Source organism: Micromonospora reichwaldensis, assembly GCF_031845925.1.
GTDB lineage: Bacteria > Actinomycetota > Actinomycetes > Mycobacteriales > Micromonosporaceae > Micromonospora > Micromonospora reichwaldensis.
The window spans coordinates 1-14,868 of record NZ_JAVRFL010000016.1 but is presented as its reverse complement, the minus strand read 5'-3'; the positions used below and the strand labels follow the sequence as shown (position 1 = coordinate 14,868).

At 73.6% G+C, this 14,868-nt stretch carries 15 protein-coding genes; 2 read left to right on the top strand and 13 right to left on the bottom strand.

From position 1 onward, the window contains the following. Positions 1 to 264 precede the first annotated feature (264 nt). Entirely contained in the window at positions 265 to 2,643 is a 2,379-nt protein-coding gene (locus RM555_RS15340) for an acylase (protein ID WP_311412372.1), read from the bottom strand. Between the two features lie 172 nt (positions 2,644 to 2,815). Here RM555_RS15340 and RM555_RS15335 point away from each other — a divergent pair, with 172 nt between their 5' ends. After that, positions 2,816 to 4,363 carry a gluconokinase gene (locus RM555_RS15335; protein WP_311412371.1) on the top strand — a complete coding sequence of 516 codons (1,548 nt, stop codon included), beginning with the start codon at positions 2,816 to 2,818 and terminating at the stop codon, positions 4,361 to 4,363. A 68-nt stretch (positions 4,364 to 4,431) separates the two neighbouring features. Here RM555_RS15335 and RM555_RS15330 read toward each other — a convergent pair whose 3' ends face one another. The 11 genes from RM555_RS15330 to RM555_RS15280 all read right to left on the bottom strand — a co-directional run bounded on the left by RM555_RS15330 (position 4,432) and on the right by RM555_RS15280 (position 13,581). Then, positions 4,432 to 4,716 (bottom strand): putative quinol monooxygenase, encoded by a 285-nt coding sequence (locus RM555_RS15330; protein WP_132233662.1) that lies wholly within the window; start codon positions 4,714 to 4,716, stop codon positions 4,432 to 4,434. A gap of 26 nt (positions 4,717 to 4,742) precedes the next feature. Beyond that, the gene (locus RM555_RS15325) at positions 4,743 to 5,501 is read right to left on the bottom strand and encodes a MerR family transcriptional regulator (RefSeq protein ID WP_311412370.1); all 759 of its coding nucleotides are present in this window, start codon (positions 5,499 to 5,501) and stop codon (positions 4,743 to 4,745) included. A gap of 49 nt (positions 5,502 to 5,550) precedes the next feature. Continuing rightward, positions 5,551 to 7,017: a hypothetical protein gene (locus RM555_RS15320; protein WP_311412369.1), complete on the bottom strand. Its 1,467-nt coding sequence runs from the start codon at positions 7,015 to 7,017 to the stop codon at positions 5,551 to 5,553. A 55-nt stretch (positions 7,018 to 7,072) separates the two neighbouring features. Next, on the bottom strand, positions 7,073 to 8,182 hold the full coding sequence (locus tag RM555_RS15315) for a hypothetical protein (RefSeq protein WP_311412368.1): 1,110 nt from the start codon (positions 8,180 to 8,182) through the stop codon (positions 7,073 to 7,075). A gap of 103 nt (positions 8,183 to 8,285) precedes the next feature. Continuing rightward, positions 8,286 to 8,705, bottom strand: coding sequence for a hypothetical protein (locus tag RM555_RS15310; RefSeq protein ID WP_311412367.1), 420 nt, complete (start codon positions 8,703 to 8,705; stop codon positions 8,286 to 8,288). Between the two features lie 111 nt (positions 8,706 to 8,816). Continuing rightward, on the bottom strand, positions 8,817 to 8,990 hold the full coding sequence (locus RM555_RS15305) for a hypothetical protein (protein ID WP_192581430.1): 174 nt from the start codon (positions 8,988 to 8,990) through the stop codon (positions 8,817 to 8,819). 8 nt (positions 8,991 to 8,998) lie between these two features. Beyond that, positions 8,999 to 9,232, bottom strand: a complete 234-nt coding sequence (locus RM555_RS15300) for a zinc-ribbon domain-containing protein (RefSeq protein ID WP_311412366.1) — start codon at positions 9,230 to 9,232, stop codon at positions 8,999 to 9,001. A gap of 92 nt (positions 9,233 to 9,324) precedes the next feature. Further along, on the bottom strand, positions 9,325 to 10,203 hold the full coding sequence (locus tag RM555_RS15295) for an SRPBCC family protein (RefSeq protein WP_311412365.1): 879 nt from the start codon (positions 10,201 to 10,203) through the stop codon (positions 9,325 to 9,327). Further along, entirely contained in the window at positions 10,196 to 10,753 is a 558-nt protein-coding gene (locus RM555_RS15290; RefSeq protein ID WP_311412364.1) for a helix-turn-helix domain-containing protein, read from the bottom strand. Before RM555_RS15290 ends, RM555_RS15295 begins: the two co-directional genes overlap by 8 nt. An 87-nt stretch (positions 10,754 to 10,840) precedes the next feature. Further along, complete coding sequence (locus RM555_RS15285; RefSeq protein ID WP_311412363.1) at positions 10,841 to 12,184, bottom strand: class I SAM-dependent methyltransferase; 1,344 nt, start codon at positions 12,182 to 12,184, stop codon at positions 10,841 to 10,843. Further along, positions 12,181 to 13,581 carry an FAD-binding oxidoreductase gene (locus RM555_RS15280; protein WP_311412362.1) on the bottom strand — a complete coding sequence of 467 codons (1,401 nt, stop codon included), beginning with the start codon at positions 13,579 to 13,581 and terminating at the stop codon, positions 12,181 to 12,183. Before RM555_RS15280 ends, RM555_RS15285 begins: the two co-directional genes overlap by 4 nt. Before the next feature lie 109 nt (positions 13,582 to 13,690). On the opposite strand from RM555_RS15280, the gene RM555_RS15275 reads away from it, so the two are divergent. After that, the gene (locus RM555_RS15275) at positions 13,691 to 13,975 is read left to right on the top strand and encodes a DUF427 domain-containing protein (protein ID WP_132233640.1); all 285 of its coding nucleotides are present in this window, start codon (positions 13,691 to 13,693) and stop codon (positions 13,973 to 13,975) included. A gap of 65 nt (positions 13,976 to 14,040) precedes the next feature. Here RM555_RS15275 and RM555_RS15270 read toward each other — a convergent pair whose 3' ends face one another. Next, complete coding sequence (locus tag RM555_RS15270; RefSeq protein WP_311412361.1) at positions 14,041 to 14,505, bottom strand: hypothetical protein; 465 nt, start codon at positions 14,503 to 14,505, stop codon at positions 14,041 to 14,043. Between the last annotated feature and the right edge of the window lie 363 nt (positions 14,506 to 14,868).

Genomic DNA, 14,868 nt, shown 5'->3' with positions numbered 1-14,868 from the left:
AACCGGGGTGTCACCACTGTCAACGGTGACAACGGCCGACAGGGACACGCCGCAACGGGCAAAATGGCCGAACGACGGGTGAAAACGGACGATAGGTGGATTTCGTCGAGTCGATTCGCGTCGTCGGGCGTGTCGACGGCGCGCGGGGCATGCCCGACGGCGCGTCGGGCGCCGACCGACGGCGGCCGGGACCGGCTGCCCCGGCCGTGAACGCGTTCGCGCCCGCCCGGTCGCGGTGACCGGACGGGCGCGAACGATCGCGGGTCAGTGGCGGCGGCCCTCCCCCACCCGGTAGGTGCGCAGGTTCGGGTCGGCCTTGATCTGCGCCTCCGTGTATTTGATCGTGTCCCAGCCCTTGCCCGAGTAGAGCCGGGTCTGGTCGCCGTACCAGGGCGAGTTCGGGTTGCTCGACTGCGAGTAGGTGAGGATCTGCCGCCCCGAGGGGCCGTTGCGGCCCAGCTCGACGGCCATCACGAAGGACGAGCCGTGCACCACCTTCGGATAGCCGACGCCGGGCGCCAACGGACCGATGATCATGTTGAACACGCCGGCCTCGGCGCGTCCGCCGTGGATCGGGACGCGCCGGTCGCCGCGCGGCTCGGTCTGGATGTCGCCCAGGCGCGCGTCGAGCGGGATGCCGGCGAGCTTGCGGACGGCGTCGGCGAGCGCGGTGAGCACGCGCGGGTCGGCGGTGTTGAGCCGGCTCGGGGTGCGCACCGGGTCGGCGGCGTCGAACGCGTCGGCGAACCGGATGCCGCCCGACAGGGCGAACTCGGTGAACAGGTGCGCGCCGCGGCTGTCCAGGTCGACGCGCAGGTCCCAGCCCTTCAGCGCCGCGCAGGCCTCCCGCAGGTCGACAGTGGTCCCGTCGGAGGCGGTCGCGGTGGGCTGTGCGGCGCACAACGCCACCAGGTCGTCGCGCAGCAGTTCGCCGCCGTACGCGCGGTTGCCGAAGACCGTCTGCCAGAGCCGGGACGTGGTGTAGCCCCGCCCGGGCAGCCCGTCGGTGCCGGCGAGCCGCTCCCGCACCTGCTCCACGCCGAGGCGGGTACGCAGGCTGCGCTCGGTGCGCTCGTTGCCGACGATGCGCGGGAAGCCCTCCAGCGGCGCCTCCGGGTTGGCCAGCCAGTGGCTGTCGTTGGAGTTGGTCACGTAGTCGGCGCGGAACCGGATCGGCAGGTTGGCCGGGCCGAGGATGCCGGGCACCGCCGCGTCGCGGTCGCGGCCCAGCGCGCAGGCCGACCGGGAGCCGTCGAGGACGGCCTGGCCGCTGCTGGCGTAGAGCGGCTGGAACGGCGCGGGGATGCAGGCGGCGGCCAGCTCGTCGGTGACCCGGGGCACCACCGAGTGGTCGGCGTAGAGCGCCTCGCCCCGGGCGTCTGCGGCGATGACGTTGACCCAGGGCAGGAACTGGTGCCGGTCGAGCACCTGCTTCAGCTCGCGGACCGTCTTCGCCCGGCCCATCTCGAGCCAGCCGTCGAAGGCCCGGTTGTTTGTCGCGTTGACGTCGGTGATCGCGTACGCGGCAGTGGTGGTCCAGTCGAAGGTGCCGGGGACGACGACGACCGGACCGAAGTGGGTGTCGTGGAAGGTGCGGCTGACCGGCACCGTGCCGCCGCCCGGGGCGGGCACCTGGACGGTGACCGTGCGGGTGGTCATCTTCCGGGCCCGGCCGTCCACGTAGTACGACGTCGGGTCGCCGGGGACCAGCGCGAGCCGGTGCCAGACGAAGCGGCGGGCGGTGGAGACGGTGTGGCTCCAGGCGAGCGTGCGGTTGTGCCCGATCTCGATGATCGGGTCGCCGATGAGCGCCGCGCCCTCCACGTCGTAGCGGCCCGGGACCTTCAGGTGCATCCGGTAGAAGCGTTCCGCGCCCTCCCACGGGAAGTGCGGGTTGGCCAGCACCATCCCGCCGCCGTGCGTGGTGGCCCGCGCGCCCAGCCCGTACGCGTTGCTGCCGACGCCGGCGGGCGCGCCGTCACGGGCGGCGACGACCGCCGCGGCGCCCGGCGCGTCGAGGGCGGCGGCCGGGCCGGTGGCCGTGGGCGGGGCGGCGGCGACGATCCCGTCGAGCACCGCCCGCGAGCCGGCCCGCACCATGCTGGCCCAGCTCGCGCGCCACATGTCCAGCTCGGTCAGCGGACGCACCCACGGCTTGCCCCGGCAGGCCGGGTCGGTGAGGTTCGCCGCGCCGGTGCGGCGCAGATAGCTGTTGTAGCCGGCGACGAAGCCGCGGATCTGGTCACGGACCTCGTCGGACGGGGAGTGCACGCCGTCGCGGGGCCCCTGTAGCAGCCGCTCGGCGGTGCGGTCGTCGATCGCCTTGCGGTGGAAGAGATCGCTGCGGACGTTCGCGTCCGTGGGGCTCGTCGCTCCGAAGTAGCGGGACCGCTCGGCGTTGACCGTGACGGTCTTCTCCGCGATGACGCAGATGTTGTCCTCGGCCTGGACGTGGCCGACGCCGAAGCCGAGGCTGGCGAAGGTGCGGGCGGTGATGTGCGGGACGCCGTACGACGCCCGGCGGATCTCCGCCGAATAGCCGCCGTCGTGGTGCCGCGCGACGGCCGGCGGGACGCCGGCGACCGCTGTGGTGGCGACCGTGGCGAGGGCGGTGACCAGTGCGCAGAGCGGCCTTGGCCTCATCGGGACTTCCTCCCGTCCGGTGGACGTGTGAGAAGTTCACACGACCGGCATTCTCGCCGGGCGCGGGCGTGCCGAGGAAGACCCGACCGGGAAACCGGGTTGTTCCCCCTACGGACCCCCCGGACGCTGGGTAACGTCGGCGGCAGCCAGGGCCGACGAGGGGGTGGGACCGGTGGGCGACCCGCTCCGCCCGGTGGTGATCGGCGTCGACATCGGCACCACCAGCACCAAGGCGGTCGCGTACGACCTGGACGGTGCCCAGCTCGCCCACCACTCGGTCGGCTACCCCCTCGACGAACCCTTCCCCGGCTACGCGGAGCAGGACGCGCGGCACATCCACGCGGCGGTGCTGGAGTCGGTGCGCGTGGTCGTGGCGGAGCTGGACCGGCCGGTCGCCGGGCTCTCCTTCGGCACGGCGATGCACAGCCTGATCGGCCTGGACCCGGACGGCCGCCCGCTCACCCCGTCGGTCACCTGGGCCGACTCGCGGGCCAGCCGGCAGGCCGAGCGGCTGCGCGCGGTCCCGTCCGGGCTGGCGCTGCACCGCCGCACCGGCACCCCGGTCCATCCGATGGCGCCGCTGCCCAAGCTGCTCTGGTTCGCCGAGCAGGAGCCGGTGCTGTTCGGGCGGGTGGCGTACTGGGTGGGCATCAAGGACTGGGTGCTGCTGCGGCTGTGCGACGCGCTGGTGACCGACCACTCGGTCGCCTCCGCCACCGGGCTGATGGACATGCACCAGCTCTCCTGGGACGAGGAGGCGCTCGGTGTCGCCGGGATCACCGCGGAGCAGTTGCCGGAGCTGGTCCCCACCACCACCGTGCTGCCCGGCCTCACCGCCGAGGCCGCTGCGGCGACCGGGCTGCCCCGGGACACGAAGGTGGTCGTCGGCGCCGGGGACGGCCCGCTGGCCAACCTCGGGCTCGGCGCGGTCGCCCCGGGCGTGATGGCCTGCACGATCGGCACCAGCGGCGCGATGCGGGTGATGGTGGAGCGCCCCGGCGTCGACCCGCTCGGCGGGGTGTTCTGCTACGCGCTGACCGAGCAACGCTGGGTGGTCGGCGGGGCGATCAACAACGGCGGCGTGGTGCTGGAGTGGACCGGCGACGCGCTCGCCCCCGAGCTGGGCGAGGACGCCGAGGAGGAGCTGCTGGCGCAGGCCGCGCTGGCGCCGGTCGGCTCCGGTGGGCTGATCATGCTGCCGTACCTGCTCAGCGAGCGCGCCCCGCACTGGAGTGCGCTGCCGCGCGGCGCGTACGTGGGGCTGACCCACGGGCACCGCCGGGCGCACCTGGTGCGGGCCGCGCTGGAGGGCGTCTGCCAGCAGTTGGCGCTGGTGCTGGCCTCGGTGCGGGCCGCCGGCAACGAGGTCCGGGAGATCCGGGCCAGCGGCGGCTTCGCGCGCAGCCCGCTGTGGCGGCAGATGCTGGCCGATGTGCTCGGCGTGCCGGTGCACTTCCCCGCCACGCGGGAGGGCTCCGGCTTCGGCGCGGCGATGCTCGGCATGGAGGCGCTGGGGCTGATCCCCTCCATCGAGGTCGCCGCCCAGCTGGTGCATATCGAGGAGACGGCACGCCCGGATCCGGCCGCCGCCGCCACCTACGCCGCCCTGCTGCCGCTCTTCGCCGGGCTCTACGACGCGCTGGTCCCCACGTTCACCTCGCTGCGCCGCCTCGCCCCGGGCCTGACCCCGGCACCGGCGCCGGCCCCACCGAAGCGGTAGGGCGCCGCCTCACCCCGGGGCCTGACCCGCCGGGGCCGGCCGGACGCCGTGACGACCGGCCGGCCCCGTCAGGGAGCCTCGACCCCGGAGATCAGGTAGCGGTGCACCTCCGCGCCGCGGATCGCCACCGCCTGCTCCGTCGAGGGTCCGGAGCCCCGGAAGTCGAGCAGTTGCTCCTCGGACTCCCAGCGCTCGTAGACGTTGATCCGCCCCGGCTCGACCAGGTCCGCGCCGATCGCGAAGTCCACGCAGCCCGGCGCGGACCGCGCCTGCCGGACGACCTCCACGCAGTCGGCCAGGTAGGCGTCCCGCTGGTCCGGGTCGACGTAGAGACTGCCGGCGACGATGAACACTGCTGACCTCCGGGTACGGCCGCGCGTCAGGCGCGGGTGATGGCGTTGGCGTGGATGGCCTCGCCCAGGTACGCGGCCATCCCCGGCCTGATCGTCTCGAAGTACGCGGTGAACCGCTCGTCCGACACGTACATGTCGGCCAGACAGGCGTGCAGCTCGAACGGGCAGTCGTAGAACCAGCGGCTGATGAGCTGCCGGTGCTCCTCGGCCAGGTCCATGGCCGCCGGCCCGTCCGCGGGCGCCCCGGATGCCATCACCTCGACGAACCGCCGCGCCCAGTCCTCGTTCTCGGCCTTGTTCCGCAGCCAGTCGTCCTTGGTGTAGCGGGCGACCCGCTCGTTCGACTGGCGGTACGCGTCGGTGTCGCCCCAGCGCTGCTCGACCTCCTCGGTGTGCGCGTCCGGGTCGAAGTCGCCGAAGACCTCGAACCGCTCCTGCGGGGTGAGTGGAATGTTCAACTTGCTCGCCTCCATCGCGAACTCGATCGCCGCGACCATCTCCTGGAGCTTCCTGATCCGTACGGACAGCAGCTCGTGCTGGCGACGCAGGTGCGCCGCGCGGTCACTCGCCGGGTCGTCGAGGATCGCGGCGATCTCCTCCAGCGGGAACCCCAGCTCCCGGTAGTAGCGGATGTGCTGCAACCGGTCCAGGTCGGCGTCGTCGTAGCGCCGGTAGCCGGTGCTGCTGCGGCCACTGGGCGAGAGCAGTCCGATCCCGTCGTAGTGGTGCAGCGTCCGCACGGTCACGCCGGCCGCCTTCGCGACCTGTCCCACCGTGTAGGCCATGGTTCCCTCCCTTCCGCCACCGAGGCTCCCGCCTGCCGTTACGTGAGGGTCAAGCCAGATCCGGCGGTCCACCGTGCGTCCACGGTGTCTCCTCGACCGCCGGGAACGCCCCCGCCGGCATGAACGCGTCCGACAGGGTGGTGTAGCAGAGCCGCTCCCCCACCTCGGGCACGCTGCCCGGCGGGGCGGTCAGCCCCCGGCCCATCCCGCCGGAGAGCTCCAGCACCACCTCGGTCTTGCCGTCCGCCGCCGGGGTCACGAAGACCACCCGGGCCTTCTGCGCCGGCCGGGCCGGCGAGTACAGCGTCGCGCCGGTCGACACCGACACCGGCTCGGTGGTGACCAGCTGGATCCGGGGGCGCAGCACCGGCCGCTTCCCGGTGTCGTCCACCCGCTTCGGGTCCGCCAGGGTCACCTCGCCGACGAACGCCTCCCCGGTCAGCCGGTGCTCCGCCATCACCAGCGGGTCGTCGTAGGCGCGCTGCACCGCGTAGGAGGTCAGGGCCCGTTCCAGCCGGTGCAGCCGCTGGGCGGCGGCGACCGCCCCGTCCCGGCGGGGCTGCGGCGCGCCGCCCGCGTCGACGTGCTCGGCGTAGCCGGTGAAGGCGTCCTTGTCGCCGTCCCACCGGCCGGCCACCCGGGCGCCCGGAGGCAGGCCGCGCAGCAGCCCCACGCCGCGCCACATCAGCTCCCAGGTGGGCGCGAGCTGATCGCGCAGCAGCCGTTCCAGCTCCGCGTACGCCCCGGCGCGCGCGACCGGGTCGTCCCCGGCGGCGGCGTACGCGGCGATGGCCGGGGCGAGCGACCGGTTGTCGAAGTCCGGGTCGGTGGCCGGGCCGGCGGGCGGGCAGGTCGCCGGGTCCTCGGCCCGGGCCGCCGCCTCGGCGCCGGTGAGCCCGGCGGGCGGGTCGATCCAGCCGAGCAGCGCCGGCAGGTGCAGGTCCTCCACCACGCTCTGCCCGGTGGCCCAGTGCAGGGCCAGCGCGTCGGTCATCGCCAGCAGCGCCGACGAGCCGGGGTGCTCGGCCCGCTCGGCGAAGAAGGTCAGCCAGCGCCCGAGCACCGGCACCGACGGGTGCACCGGATAGTCCCCGTCGGGCCGGCGGAAGCGGGTGGAGCGGCCGAACAGCCGCAGGAAGGTGATCCCGGCGGGGTTCGGCACCAGCAGCTGCGGGGCGTCGACGTGGCGGTACCGCACGTCCCTGCCCCGGTCGACCGGCACCGCCTCGGAGACGCCCCGGAACCCGTCCAGGTAGGGCAGCACGATCCCGGCCAGCTCGGCGGCGAACGCGAACCGCTGGTCACGGTTGCGGGGCTGCGGCACGATCAGCAGCCGCGCCGCGTCCGGGGCGTCGCCGACCAGCGCCGCCAGCGGCGCGTTGGCCTCGCCGGCCATCGCCAGCGGCACCAGCACCAGCGGCCGCGCGGACAGGTGCAGGTGCCGGACGGTGGCCACCGGCTGGGCCACCCCGGCGGCGAGCGCCTGGGCCCGGGCGAACGCGCGGAGCGTACTCACGCGGGCCCACCCCGCCCGGTGCTCGGGGCGGCCGGGTGGGAGGCGCGGGGCGTACTCATGCGGGGTTCCCGGTGAGGGCGTCGGCGCGCAGCCGGGCGGCGGCGCGCAGCAGCGCGGCGGCCTCCTCCTGCCCGGGCTCCGGGGCGCGCTCGCCGGCGGCCAGCGCCAGCACGTCGTCGACCTCCGCGACCCCGCCGAGCGCCTCCCGGACCGGCCGGCCCAGCGCCCCGGTGTGCCCGCGCGCCTCGTGCCGGCAGAAGTACGCCAGCTCGCAGGCCGCCAGGCAGTCGGGCGCGTAGCGGGCCTGCACCTGCGACAGCGCGGCGAGCAGGGCCGCGGGCTCGACCGTCAGGTCGGCGGTGAAGTCCCCGGGCACGGCGGCCAGCAGCGCGTCGACCCGGGCCATCCGGTCGAGCTGGCGGCGCAGCACCAGCAGCTGCTTGCGCACGTCGACCAGGCTGGCCACCGGCTGGAGGGCGAAGTCGCGCGGGCAGACCAGCACCGCGTCGTGCGACACCAGTTCCGGGTCGTGGCCGGCGGCGGCGAGCAGCTCGCGCAGGGCCAGCACGTAGACGGCGGCCTGGATCGCGGCGCCGGACACCTTGGCCGGGTCTGCCTGGCCGTCGACCACCGGGAAGGACTTGATCTCGACGACGTGGAACCGGCCGGCGAGCCGGGCGGCGACCAGATCCGGCTCCAGGTGCACCCGGCGGCCGGCGACCTCCAGCCCGAGCAGCGGGTGGTCGAACAGTGCGGCGGTGTCATCCGTCCCGCCGGGGGTGGCGCCGGTCAGCAGCGCGGCGGAGCGGCGGTGCCGGGCGGCCGTGTCGTCCTCGACGCCGTCGCCGAGGTCCGTCCAGCTCGCCGCCGCCGGCACCGGTACGCCCAGCCGCTCGGCGACCAGCCGCAGCAGTTCGGCGCCGCCGTCGGCCTTGACCTGCGCCTCGAACGCCTTGCCCCGGGTGATGGCGAACCGGGACTGCCCGAACCGGGCGGGAAAGCCGATCCGCTCGGCCAGCTTCGGCTTGTCCACCCCCGCGCCGTCCAGCACGGCCCGCCGGGTGCAGCCCGGGTTGCCGGTCAGTGCGGCGATGGTGCGCGCGTTGTGCCGCCTCGGTGGCACGCCGCCGCGGATCGCGGCCAGTCGTTCCTCGGTGCTCGTCACGATCCGCCACGATAGGCGGTCGCCGCCGCCCGCGCCCGGCGCCGCCCCGGCCGGTGGCACCCGCCGCAGCCGTCAGCCCGGGGCCGGGCCGTGCGGAACCGGTTCAGAGCAGGGTGGTGAACGGCCCCAGGAAACCGCAGCAGATCAGCCCGAAGGCTCCCAACGTGACCAGCGCGATGCTGTAGTTCGACCAGAGCCCGAACTTCGTCACGTCGGTGCCGTACCCGTCGTAGGCGCGGTTGCGCCAGCCGCCGAAGCGGAACGACAGGTGGTAGGCCGCGCCGGGATGGGCGACCAGCGTGGTGGTGATCAGCGGCAGGCCCATGAAGTCGGTGTACCGCACGTCGAGTGACCCGGGAGGAATCACCACGTACCAGGTGCCCTCGCCGGGGATCGGCACCGTCTGGCCGCTGACCTTGAACTTGCTCGTGGTGGGGGCGGGCACGATGTACGGGCCACGGTTCACCGTGACGGCGAGCACCGCGTAGCCGGGCGGGGGCGCGATCGGGTGGGGGTACACCATCGGCGTCACGGGGCCCGGCATGTGCGGGTACGACGCATGAGGGGGGTACGACACCGCCACATCCTGGCACGGCCCCACCAGTCCGCCACGCCTCGGCGGATCACGAATCGGTCAGCGCCCGGCGGAGCGGTTCCAGGGCGAACGGGGCAGGGCGGTGCCGGCCAGCGGCCGGCGGTCGCGGCGACGACGGCGGCGGCCGGGGGTGCACGGCGGCCGGGAGACGGTGTGCACGGGCGCGGGCACGGCGGGCTGCCGGCCGATCAGCCAGCAGAGGAAACGGGCCATCGGTGGGCTCAGCCGACCGGGAGGCGCTCGGCCTCCGACCGGGAGATGTCGTACTGGACGCCGCAGAAGGTGCACTGCTGCACGTAGCGGGTGCGGATCGGGATGAGCGGCACGAAGAACAGGCTGAACTTCGTCGATCGGCGCGTGATCACCTGCGCGGCCTGGTTGTGGCAGTTGCGGCAGACCTGCTGCACCACGCCGGACTGGCTGACCTTGGTGCGGAGTCCGAAGATGAAGAACATCGCCCCCCAGTACCCACCAGAGACCCGACTATCACCTGCGACTTCCGACTGCCCGGGGCGCGCTCCGGCCGGAGCGCGCCCCGGGGCGTACGTCAGCTCGTCGCCTTCGCGGGCTCGGGTTCCAGGCCCGGCACCTCCGCGGGGAGCCAGATCGGCTGCCAGTCCTTCATCTCGTGGAACCGGCGCAGCTCGAACAGCCCCGAGACCGACCCGGCCCAGCCCGCGTACGGCGGGTTCTGCTCGTCGAAGCCGGACTGTACGAAGGTCAGCTTGGTCTTCCCCTGCGACTCGGCCAACTCCCAGGTGCTGACGCCGATCGGGCCCCAGTCGACCGAGAGCTTCCGGCCGGGTTCCAGGTCGACGACCTTGGCGGCGTGACCGGACTCGAAGCCACCCATGGCGTAGCGGCCGCCGACCCAGGGCTCGATGCCGATCGGGTAGCCGAACCAGGCGCTGGCCTGCTCGGAGTCGGTCAGCGACTCGAACACCTTCGCCGTCGGCGCGTCGATCAGCAGCTCGCCGCGCATCTCGGCGGAGCTGAAGTCGACCTTCGGCAGCAGCGGGTCGCCCTCCAGGTGGGCGGCCAGGTTGGCGAGCGACAGGCTCCAGAAGGTCTGGAGCACGCCGCGGATGCTGCTGCCGCTCATCGTCTCGGCAAAGTCGAAGTGGCTCTGACTCAGCGTCAGCACCGTGGTCTCGGGGCCCTCCGCGCGCAGGGCGAACTCGGTGGTGGTCTCCACCCCGTCGAGCAACCACGCGAAGCGCAGGGTGTCGTCGTCGACGTGCAGCAGCCGCTGGTGCGGCGCGTCGCCCTCGGGGGTGTGCCGGCCCCAGAACTCGTACCGGTGCGGCAGCTCGACCTCGGCGTGCTCGGCGAACCAGACGCGCAGTTCGGCCGGGTCGGTCAGGGCGCGGCGGACGGCCTCGGCCGGCGCGGCGAGACGGACGGGCAGCCTCATCGGTTCAGTCACGTTCTTTCCCCTTCGGGTAGCAGGCCACGGCGAGCTTGAAGGCGTCGCCCTCGGCGCCCCCGTAGCGGGTGAACAGGTCCTGCAGAGTGCTCTGCAGGTCGTGCAGGAACTGCTGGCGAAGCTCCGCCGGCACCCGGATCTCGCCGGCGACCCCGATCGAGGGGAGCTCGGGGGCGGCGCGGTCCAGCCCGGCGATGTCCTCCTGGACCTCCTCCATCAGGTCCAGCAGGTAGCCGAGGCTCAGCTCGTCGCGGGCCCGGCGCAGACCGATCCGGCCGACCAGCCGGGGGGACAGCCAGTAGGACCGGGCGGCGGCCTGGTAGATGCCCTCGGTGATGCCCCGGACCTTGCGTTCGCTGACCAGCTCGACCAGCCCGGCGGCGACGAGCTGCTTGACGTGGTAGTAGACGCGCTGCGGCGTCTGCTCCAGTCGGTTGGCGACCTCGGTGCAGGTGCGCGGCTCGGCCAGTTGTCGCAGCACCTCGACGCGGTGCGGCTTGAGCAGGACCTCGGCCTGCTCGATCTGTTCCAGGTACAGGACGTCTCTCATGGCAAAATCAGTTTGTACGTACAAAATTTGTTTGTCAATAGCTTCGGCGACAGCCGCGCCGACGGTCGGCGCGGCTGTCGGACGCGGTCAGGGCAGCCAGTCGGGGCGTAGCGGGTAGCCGCTCGCCCCCTCCGGACCGAGGCGGGTGGCCAGCACCTGGTGCAGCTGGATGCCGTTGCGCTCGAACGCCAGCCGGGACCCGGCCATGTAGAGGCCCCACACCCGGGCCGTGCCCGGCCCCACCTCTGAGACGCAGGAGTCCCAGTGCGCCACGAGGTTGCGGCACCAGCCGGCCAGCGTCAGCGCGTAGTGCAGCCGCAGGTTCTCCTCGTGCTGCACCTCCAGCCCGACGTCGTGGATCTCGCTGACCAGGCGCCCCGGGCCGGCCAGCTCCCCGTCGGGAAAGACGTAGCGGTCGATGAACGCGCCCGACCGGTGCGGCGCGCGGTTGTCGGCCCGCGTGATGCAGTGGTTGAGCAGCCGCCCGTCCGGCCGCAGCCGGTCCCGCAGGGCCCCGAAGTAGGCCGGGTAGTGACGCACCCCGACGTGCTCGGTCAGGCCGATCGAGGAGACCGCGTCGAACTGCTCGCGCGGCGCGTCCCGGTAGTCGAGGTGGCGCACCTCGGCCAGGCCGGTCAGCCCCTCCCGCTCGATCGCCGCCCGAGCCCACTCGGCCTGCGCCCGGGACAGGGTCACCCCGAGCGCCTTCACGCCGTACTCGCGGGCCGCGTGCCGGACCATGCCGCCCCACCCGCAGCCCACGTCGAGCAACCGCATCCCGGCCTTCAGCGCCAGCTTCTGCGCCACCAGGTCGTACTTGGCCGCCTGCGCCTGCTCCAGCGTGTCGTCGGGCGAGCGGAAGACCGCGCAGGTGTACGTCATCGACGGGCCGAGCACCTTCTCGTAGAAGGCGTTCGAGACGTCGTAGTGGTGGGAGATCGCGGTGCTGTCCCGGGTGCGGGAGTGCCGCAGCCCGTTCACCACGCGCTTCCAGCGCGGCAGCGCCTCCTGCGGCGGGGGCGGCGGCGGCATCAACCGCTCCCAGCCCAGCCCACGCACCAGGGCCAGCCCCTCGGCCAGCGACGGCGTACGCAGCCGCAGCTCGTCCTTGAGCACCCGCAACGCCTCGTACGGGTCGCCCGGGTGCACCCCCTGCAACGCCAGGTCGCCCCCGACGTACGCCCGGGCCATGCCGAGGTCGCCCGGGGCGGTGAGCAGGTACGTCAGGCCCCGCTCGGAACGGATCGACAGGGTGATGCCGGCGTCGGCCGGGCCGACCGCGCTGCCGTCGTACCCGGTGACCCGCACCGGCAGGGCACCGGTCGTCAACGCGCGGACGACGTCCGCCACGGTCGGACCCGGGCGCCGGCTCCCCGCCGGCGGGCTGGCGGGAGCGCTCGCCGCCCCCTGGTCTCGATCGGTCAGGCTCATGCTCTCGCTACCGCCTTCTCGTACAGTCCGGTGAGCCGGTGGTCCGGGTCGTAACGGTCCTTCACCGCGCGCCACGTCGCGCCGCCGTAGAGCCGGTCGAAGGATTCCCGGTCGTAGTACGCGTCGGAGTAGAGCGACTTGTGGCCGCCCGACTCCGACACCATGCGTTCGATCGCCCGGTTGACGTCGCCGTCGGCGGCCCCGGCCGCGATCGGCACGCTGCCCCAGAAGCCGACGTTCACGTAGTTCTGCCCGGCCCGGAGCGGATAGAGCGGCCAGGCCCGGGCCGATCCGGGACCGGACGGCTCGCGCAACCGCAACGGGCACAGCCAGACCGGGGTCATCCCGACCGTGCCGGCGAACCAGCGCAGGAACCCGGCCATCCGCTCCAGCGGGATCTCCACGTCCTGCACCACCCGCTCGCGCGCCGGCTGGCCCCGCAGGCGGTCGATCCGGGCGGCCACGCCGTGCCGGTGCTCCCACCGGACCAGCCGGTGGTAGACGTCGCTGCGCCGCCACCGCGCCGGCCAGACCCGCCGGAGTACCGGGTGCTGCACCCCGAACGCCGCCGAACACCAGAACCAGTCGGTGTCCCAGCGCCACAGATAGTCGTACGTGGTCAGTGCGTCGTGCGTGCGCCGGCGCAGCGAGCGGTAGTAGATGCCCTGTCCCGTGTAGTCGCTGGCCGGCAGCGCGTCGTCGGTGAAGGCGCCCAGCACCAGGTAGGCCTCCCCGGGGCTGAACATCACCCCGTCCATCGCGTCCACCGCCTCCCCCGCCCAGGACCGGGTCGCGCTGACCTCGGCGATCGCGTCGGCGAGCGCCTCCAGCCGGGTGAACCGGACGTTGCGCAGGGCCACGAAGCGGCGTAGCGGCTGGAGTTCGATGCGCAGCCGGGTGACGTAGCCGAGGCTGCCCAGCGAGTTGGGGAACGCCGCGAAGAGGTCGGCGTGCTCCCCCTCCGGGCGGGCGGTGACGATCTCGCCGGCCCCGGTGAGCACGTCCATCTCGATCACCGACTCGTGCGGCAGGCCGTTGCGGAACGAGGTCGACTCGATGCCGAGACCGGTCACCGCCCCGCCGAGGGTGATGGTGCGCAACTGCGGCACGACCAGCGGCATCAGCCCGTGCGGCAGGGTCGCGTCGACCAGGTCCTCGTAGGTGCACATGCCCTGCACGTCGGCCGTGCGGGCGACCGGGTCCACGGCGAGCACGCCCGTGAGCCCGGTGACGTCCAGGCCCGGCGCGCGCGGGGCGGACCGGGGACGGAACAGGTTGGAGGTGCGTTTGGCCAGCCGCACCGGCGCGCCCGCGGGCACCGCCGCGTAGGACCGTCGCAACTGGGCCACCGCACCGTCGTGGTCGACCGGATGATGATCCACACGGACCGCACACATGCGATCACTGTACGCGCTGTGGCACCCGTGACGGGGGACGTCCACTGGTGCGTCCGCGACGTGATCGGAGCACTGGCCGCCACCGGGTCGGCGACATAGCGTGGGAGCCATGCCGAGAGCCGTCTGGAACGACCTGGTCGTGGCCGAGAGCGACGACACCGTGCTGGTCGAGGGGAACCATTACTTCCCGCGCGCCGCCCTGCGCGACGACCTGCTCCGCGAGTCCGACACGCACACCGTCTGCCCGTGGAAGGGCACCGCGTCCTACTACACGCTCGAACACGACGGCCGGACCAGCGCCGACGCGGTCTGGTACTACCCCGAGCCGAAGCCGGAGGCGGAGATGGTCCGCGACCGGGTCGCCTTCTGGAAGGACGTCCGGGTCGTCGACTGACGGGGACCGCCGGCCGCTCCGCTCGCCCGGGTCGGCGCAGTTCCCGACCTGTTTCCAGCGGCGGCTCAGCCGGCGCGGAGCATGCGCAGTTGGGCCAGGTGCTTCGGCAGGTGGACGCGGGCGTGCAGGTCGAGGGTGCGGCCCCAGGGCAGCGGCTCGTCCACGACCAGGTCGAAGCCCTCCCGCAGATGGGTCTCGACCGGGGTCTGCGCCGCCGCGCCGAGCCGCTCGGTCAGCGCGCAGAGCCTCTCGCTGGTGGCCCGCAGCAGGGTGGCCAGCCCGGCCAACCCGCCGCACTCGACGACGAGCGCGTCCACCTGCGGACGGTGGATGGTCTCCAGGTCGTAGTAGGCGAACGGCGAGCCGGCGAGGACCGCCTCGGTCGCCTCGGTCATCAGCTCGTCGTTGGCGGCGAGGTGCGCGACGATCTGCTCGGCGCTCAACTGCCCGGCCGGCGGCGCCGCGAACCCGCCCGCCTCGACCTCGGCGAGCACCTCCGCGTACGCCCCCCGCAACGCCCCGCTGTCCATGTCCCCAGTCAATCCCGGCCCACGCTGTCCGGCCCGGAGTTCCCGCGAACGGTTCACCCGGAAGGGACCGGCGGAAACGCGTGCCGGGACGCCGGAGGCCGAAGGGTTGGTCGGACGCTGTCGAGCTGCCCCGTCGACAGGACCAGGAGCGGCGGCCGGAGGGGAACTCTCGCCGTCGCCGGCCACCCGCAGGTGAGCCCGCCACGCCGGCCACACAGGTTGGCCCGCCACGCCGGTGAGTTCCCCCCGCTTTGATGGAGCGGTGGTTACCTGCTGCCGGCTGGCGCAGGGGTGACGATAGTTGGTTCGGCTGGTTGCGTCTGGCGGCTGTGCCAGGCGGTCTCGTACTCGTTCGGGCTGAGG

What these genes read in the sequence shown, in the direction of transcription:
- RM555_RS15340 (WP_311412372.1), bottom strand. Translation starts at nt 2,643, where the DNA reads ATGAGGCCAAGGCCGCTCTGCGCACTGGTCACCGCCCTCGCCACGGTC.
- RM555_RS15325 (WP_311412370.1), bottom strand. Translation starts at nt 5,501, where the DNA reads ATGGCCTACACGGTGGGACAGGTCGCGAAGGCGGCCGGCGTGACCGTG.
- RM555_RS15310 (WP_311412367.1), bottom strand. Translation starts at nt 8,705, where the DNA reads ATGGTGTACCCCCACCCGATCGCGCCCCCGCCCGGCTACGCGGTGCTC.
- RM555_RS15305 (WP_192581430.1), bottom strand. Translation starts at nt 8,990, where the DNA reads ATGGCCCGTTTCCTCTGCTGGCTGATCGGCCGGCAGCCCGCCGTGCCC.
- RM555_RS15300 (WP_311412366.1), bottom strand. Translation starts at nt 9,232, where the DNA reads ATGTTCTTCATCTTCGGACTCCGCACCAAGGTCAGCCAGTCCGGCGTG.
- RM555_RS15290 (WP_311412364.1), bottom strand. Translation starts at nt 10,753, where the DNA reads ATGAGAGACGTCCTGTACCTGGAACAGATCGAGCAGGCCGAGGTCCTG.
- RM555_RS15285 (WP_311412363.1), bottom strand. Translation starts at nt 12,184, where the DNA reads ATGAGCCTGACCGATCGAGACCAGGGGGCGGCGAGCGCTCCCGCCAGC.
- RM555_RS15280 (WP_311412362.1), bottom strand. Translation starts at nt 13,581, where the DNA reads ATGTGTGCGGTCCGTGTGGATCATCATCCGGTCGACCACGACGGTGCG.
- RM555_RS15275 (WP_132233640.1), top strand. Translation starts at nt 13,691, where the DNA reads ATGCCGAGAGCCGTCTGGAACGACCTGGTCGTGGCCGAGAGCGACGAC.
- RM555_RS15270 (WP_311412361.1), bottom strand. Translation starts at nt 14,505, where the DNA reads ATGGACAGCGGGGCGTTGCGGGGGGCGTACGCGGAGGTGCTCGCCGAG.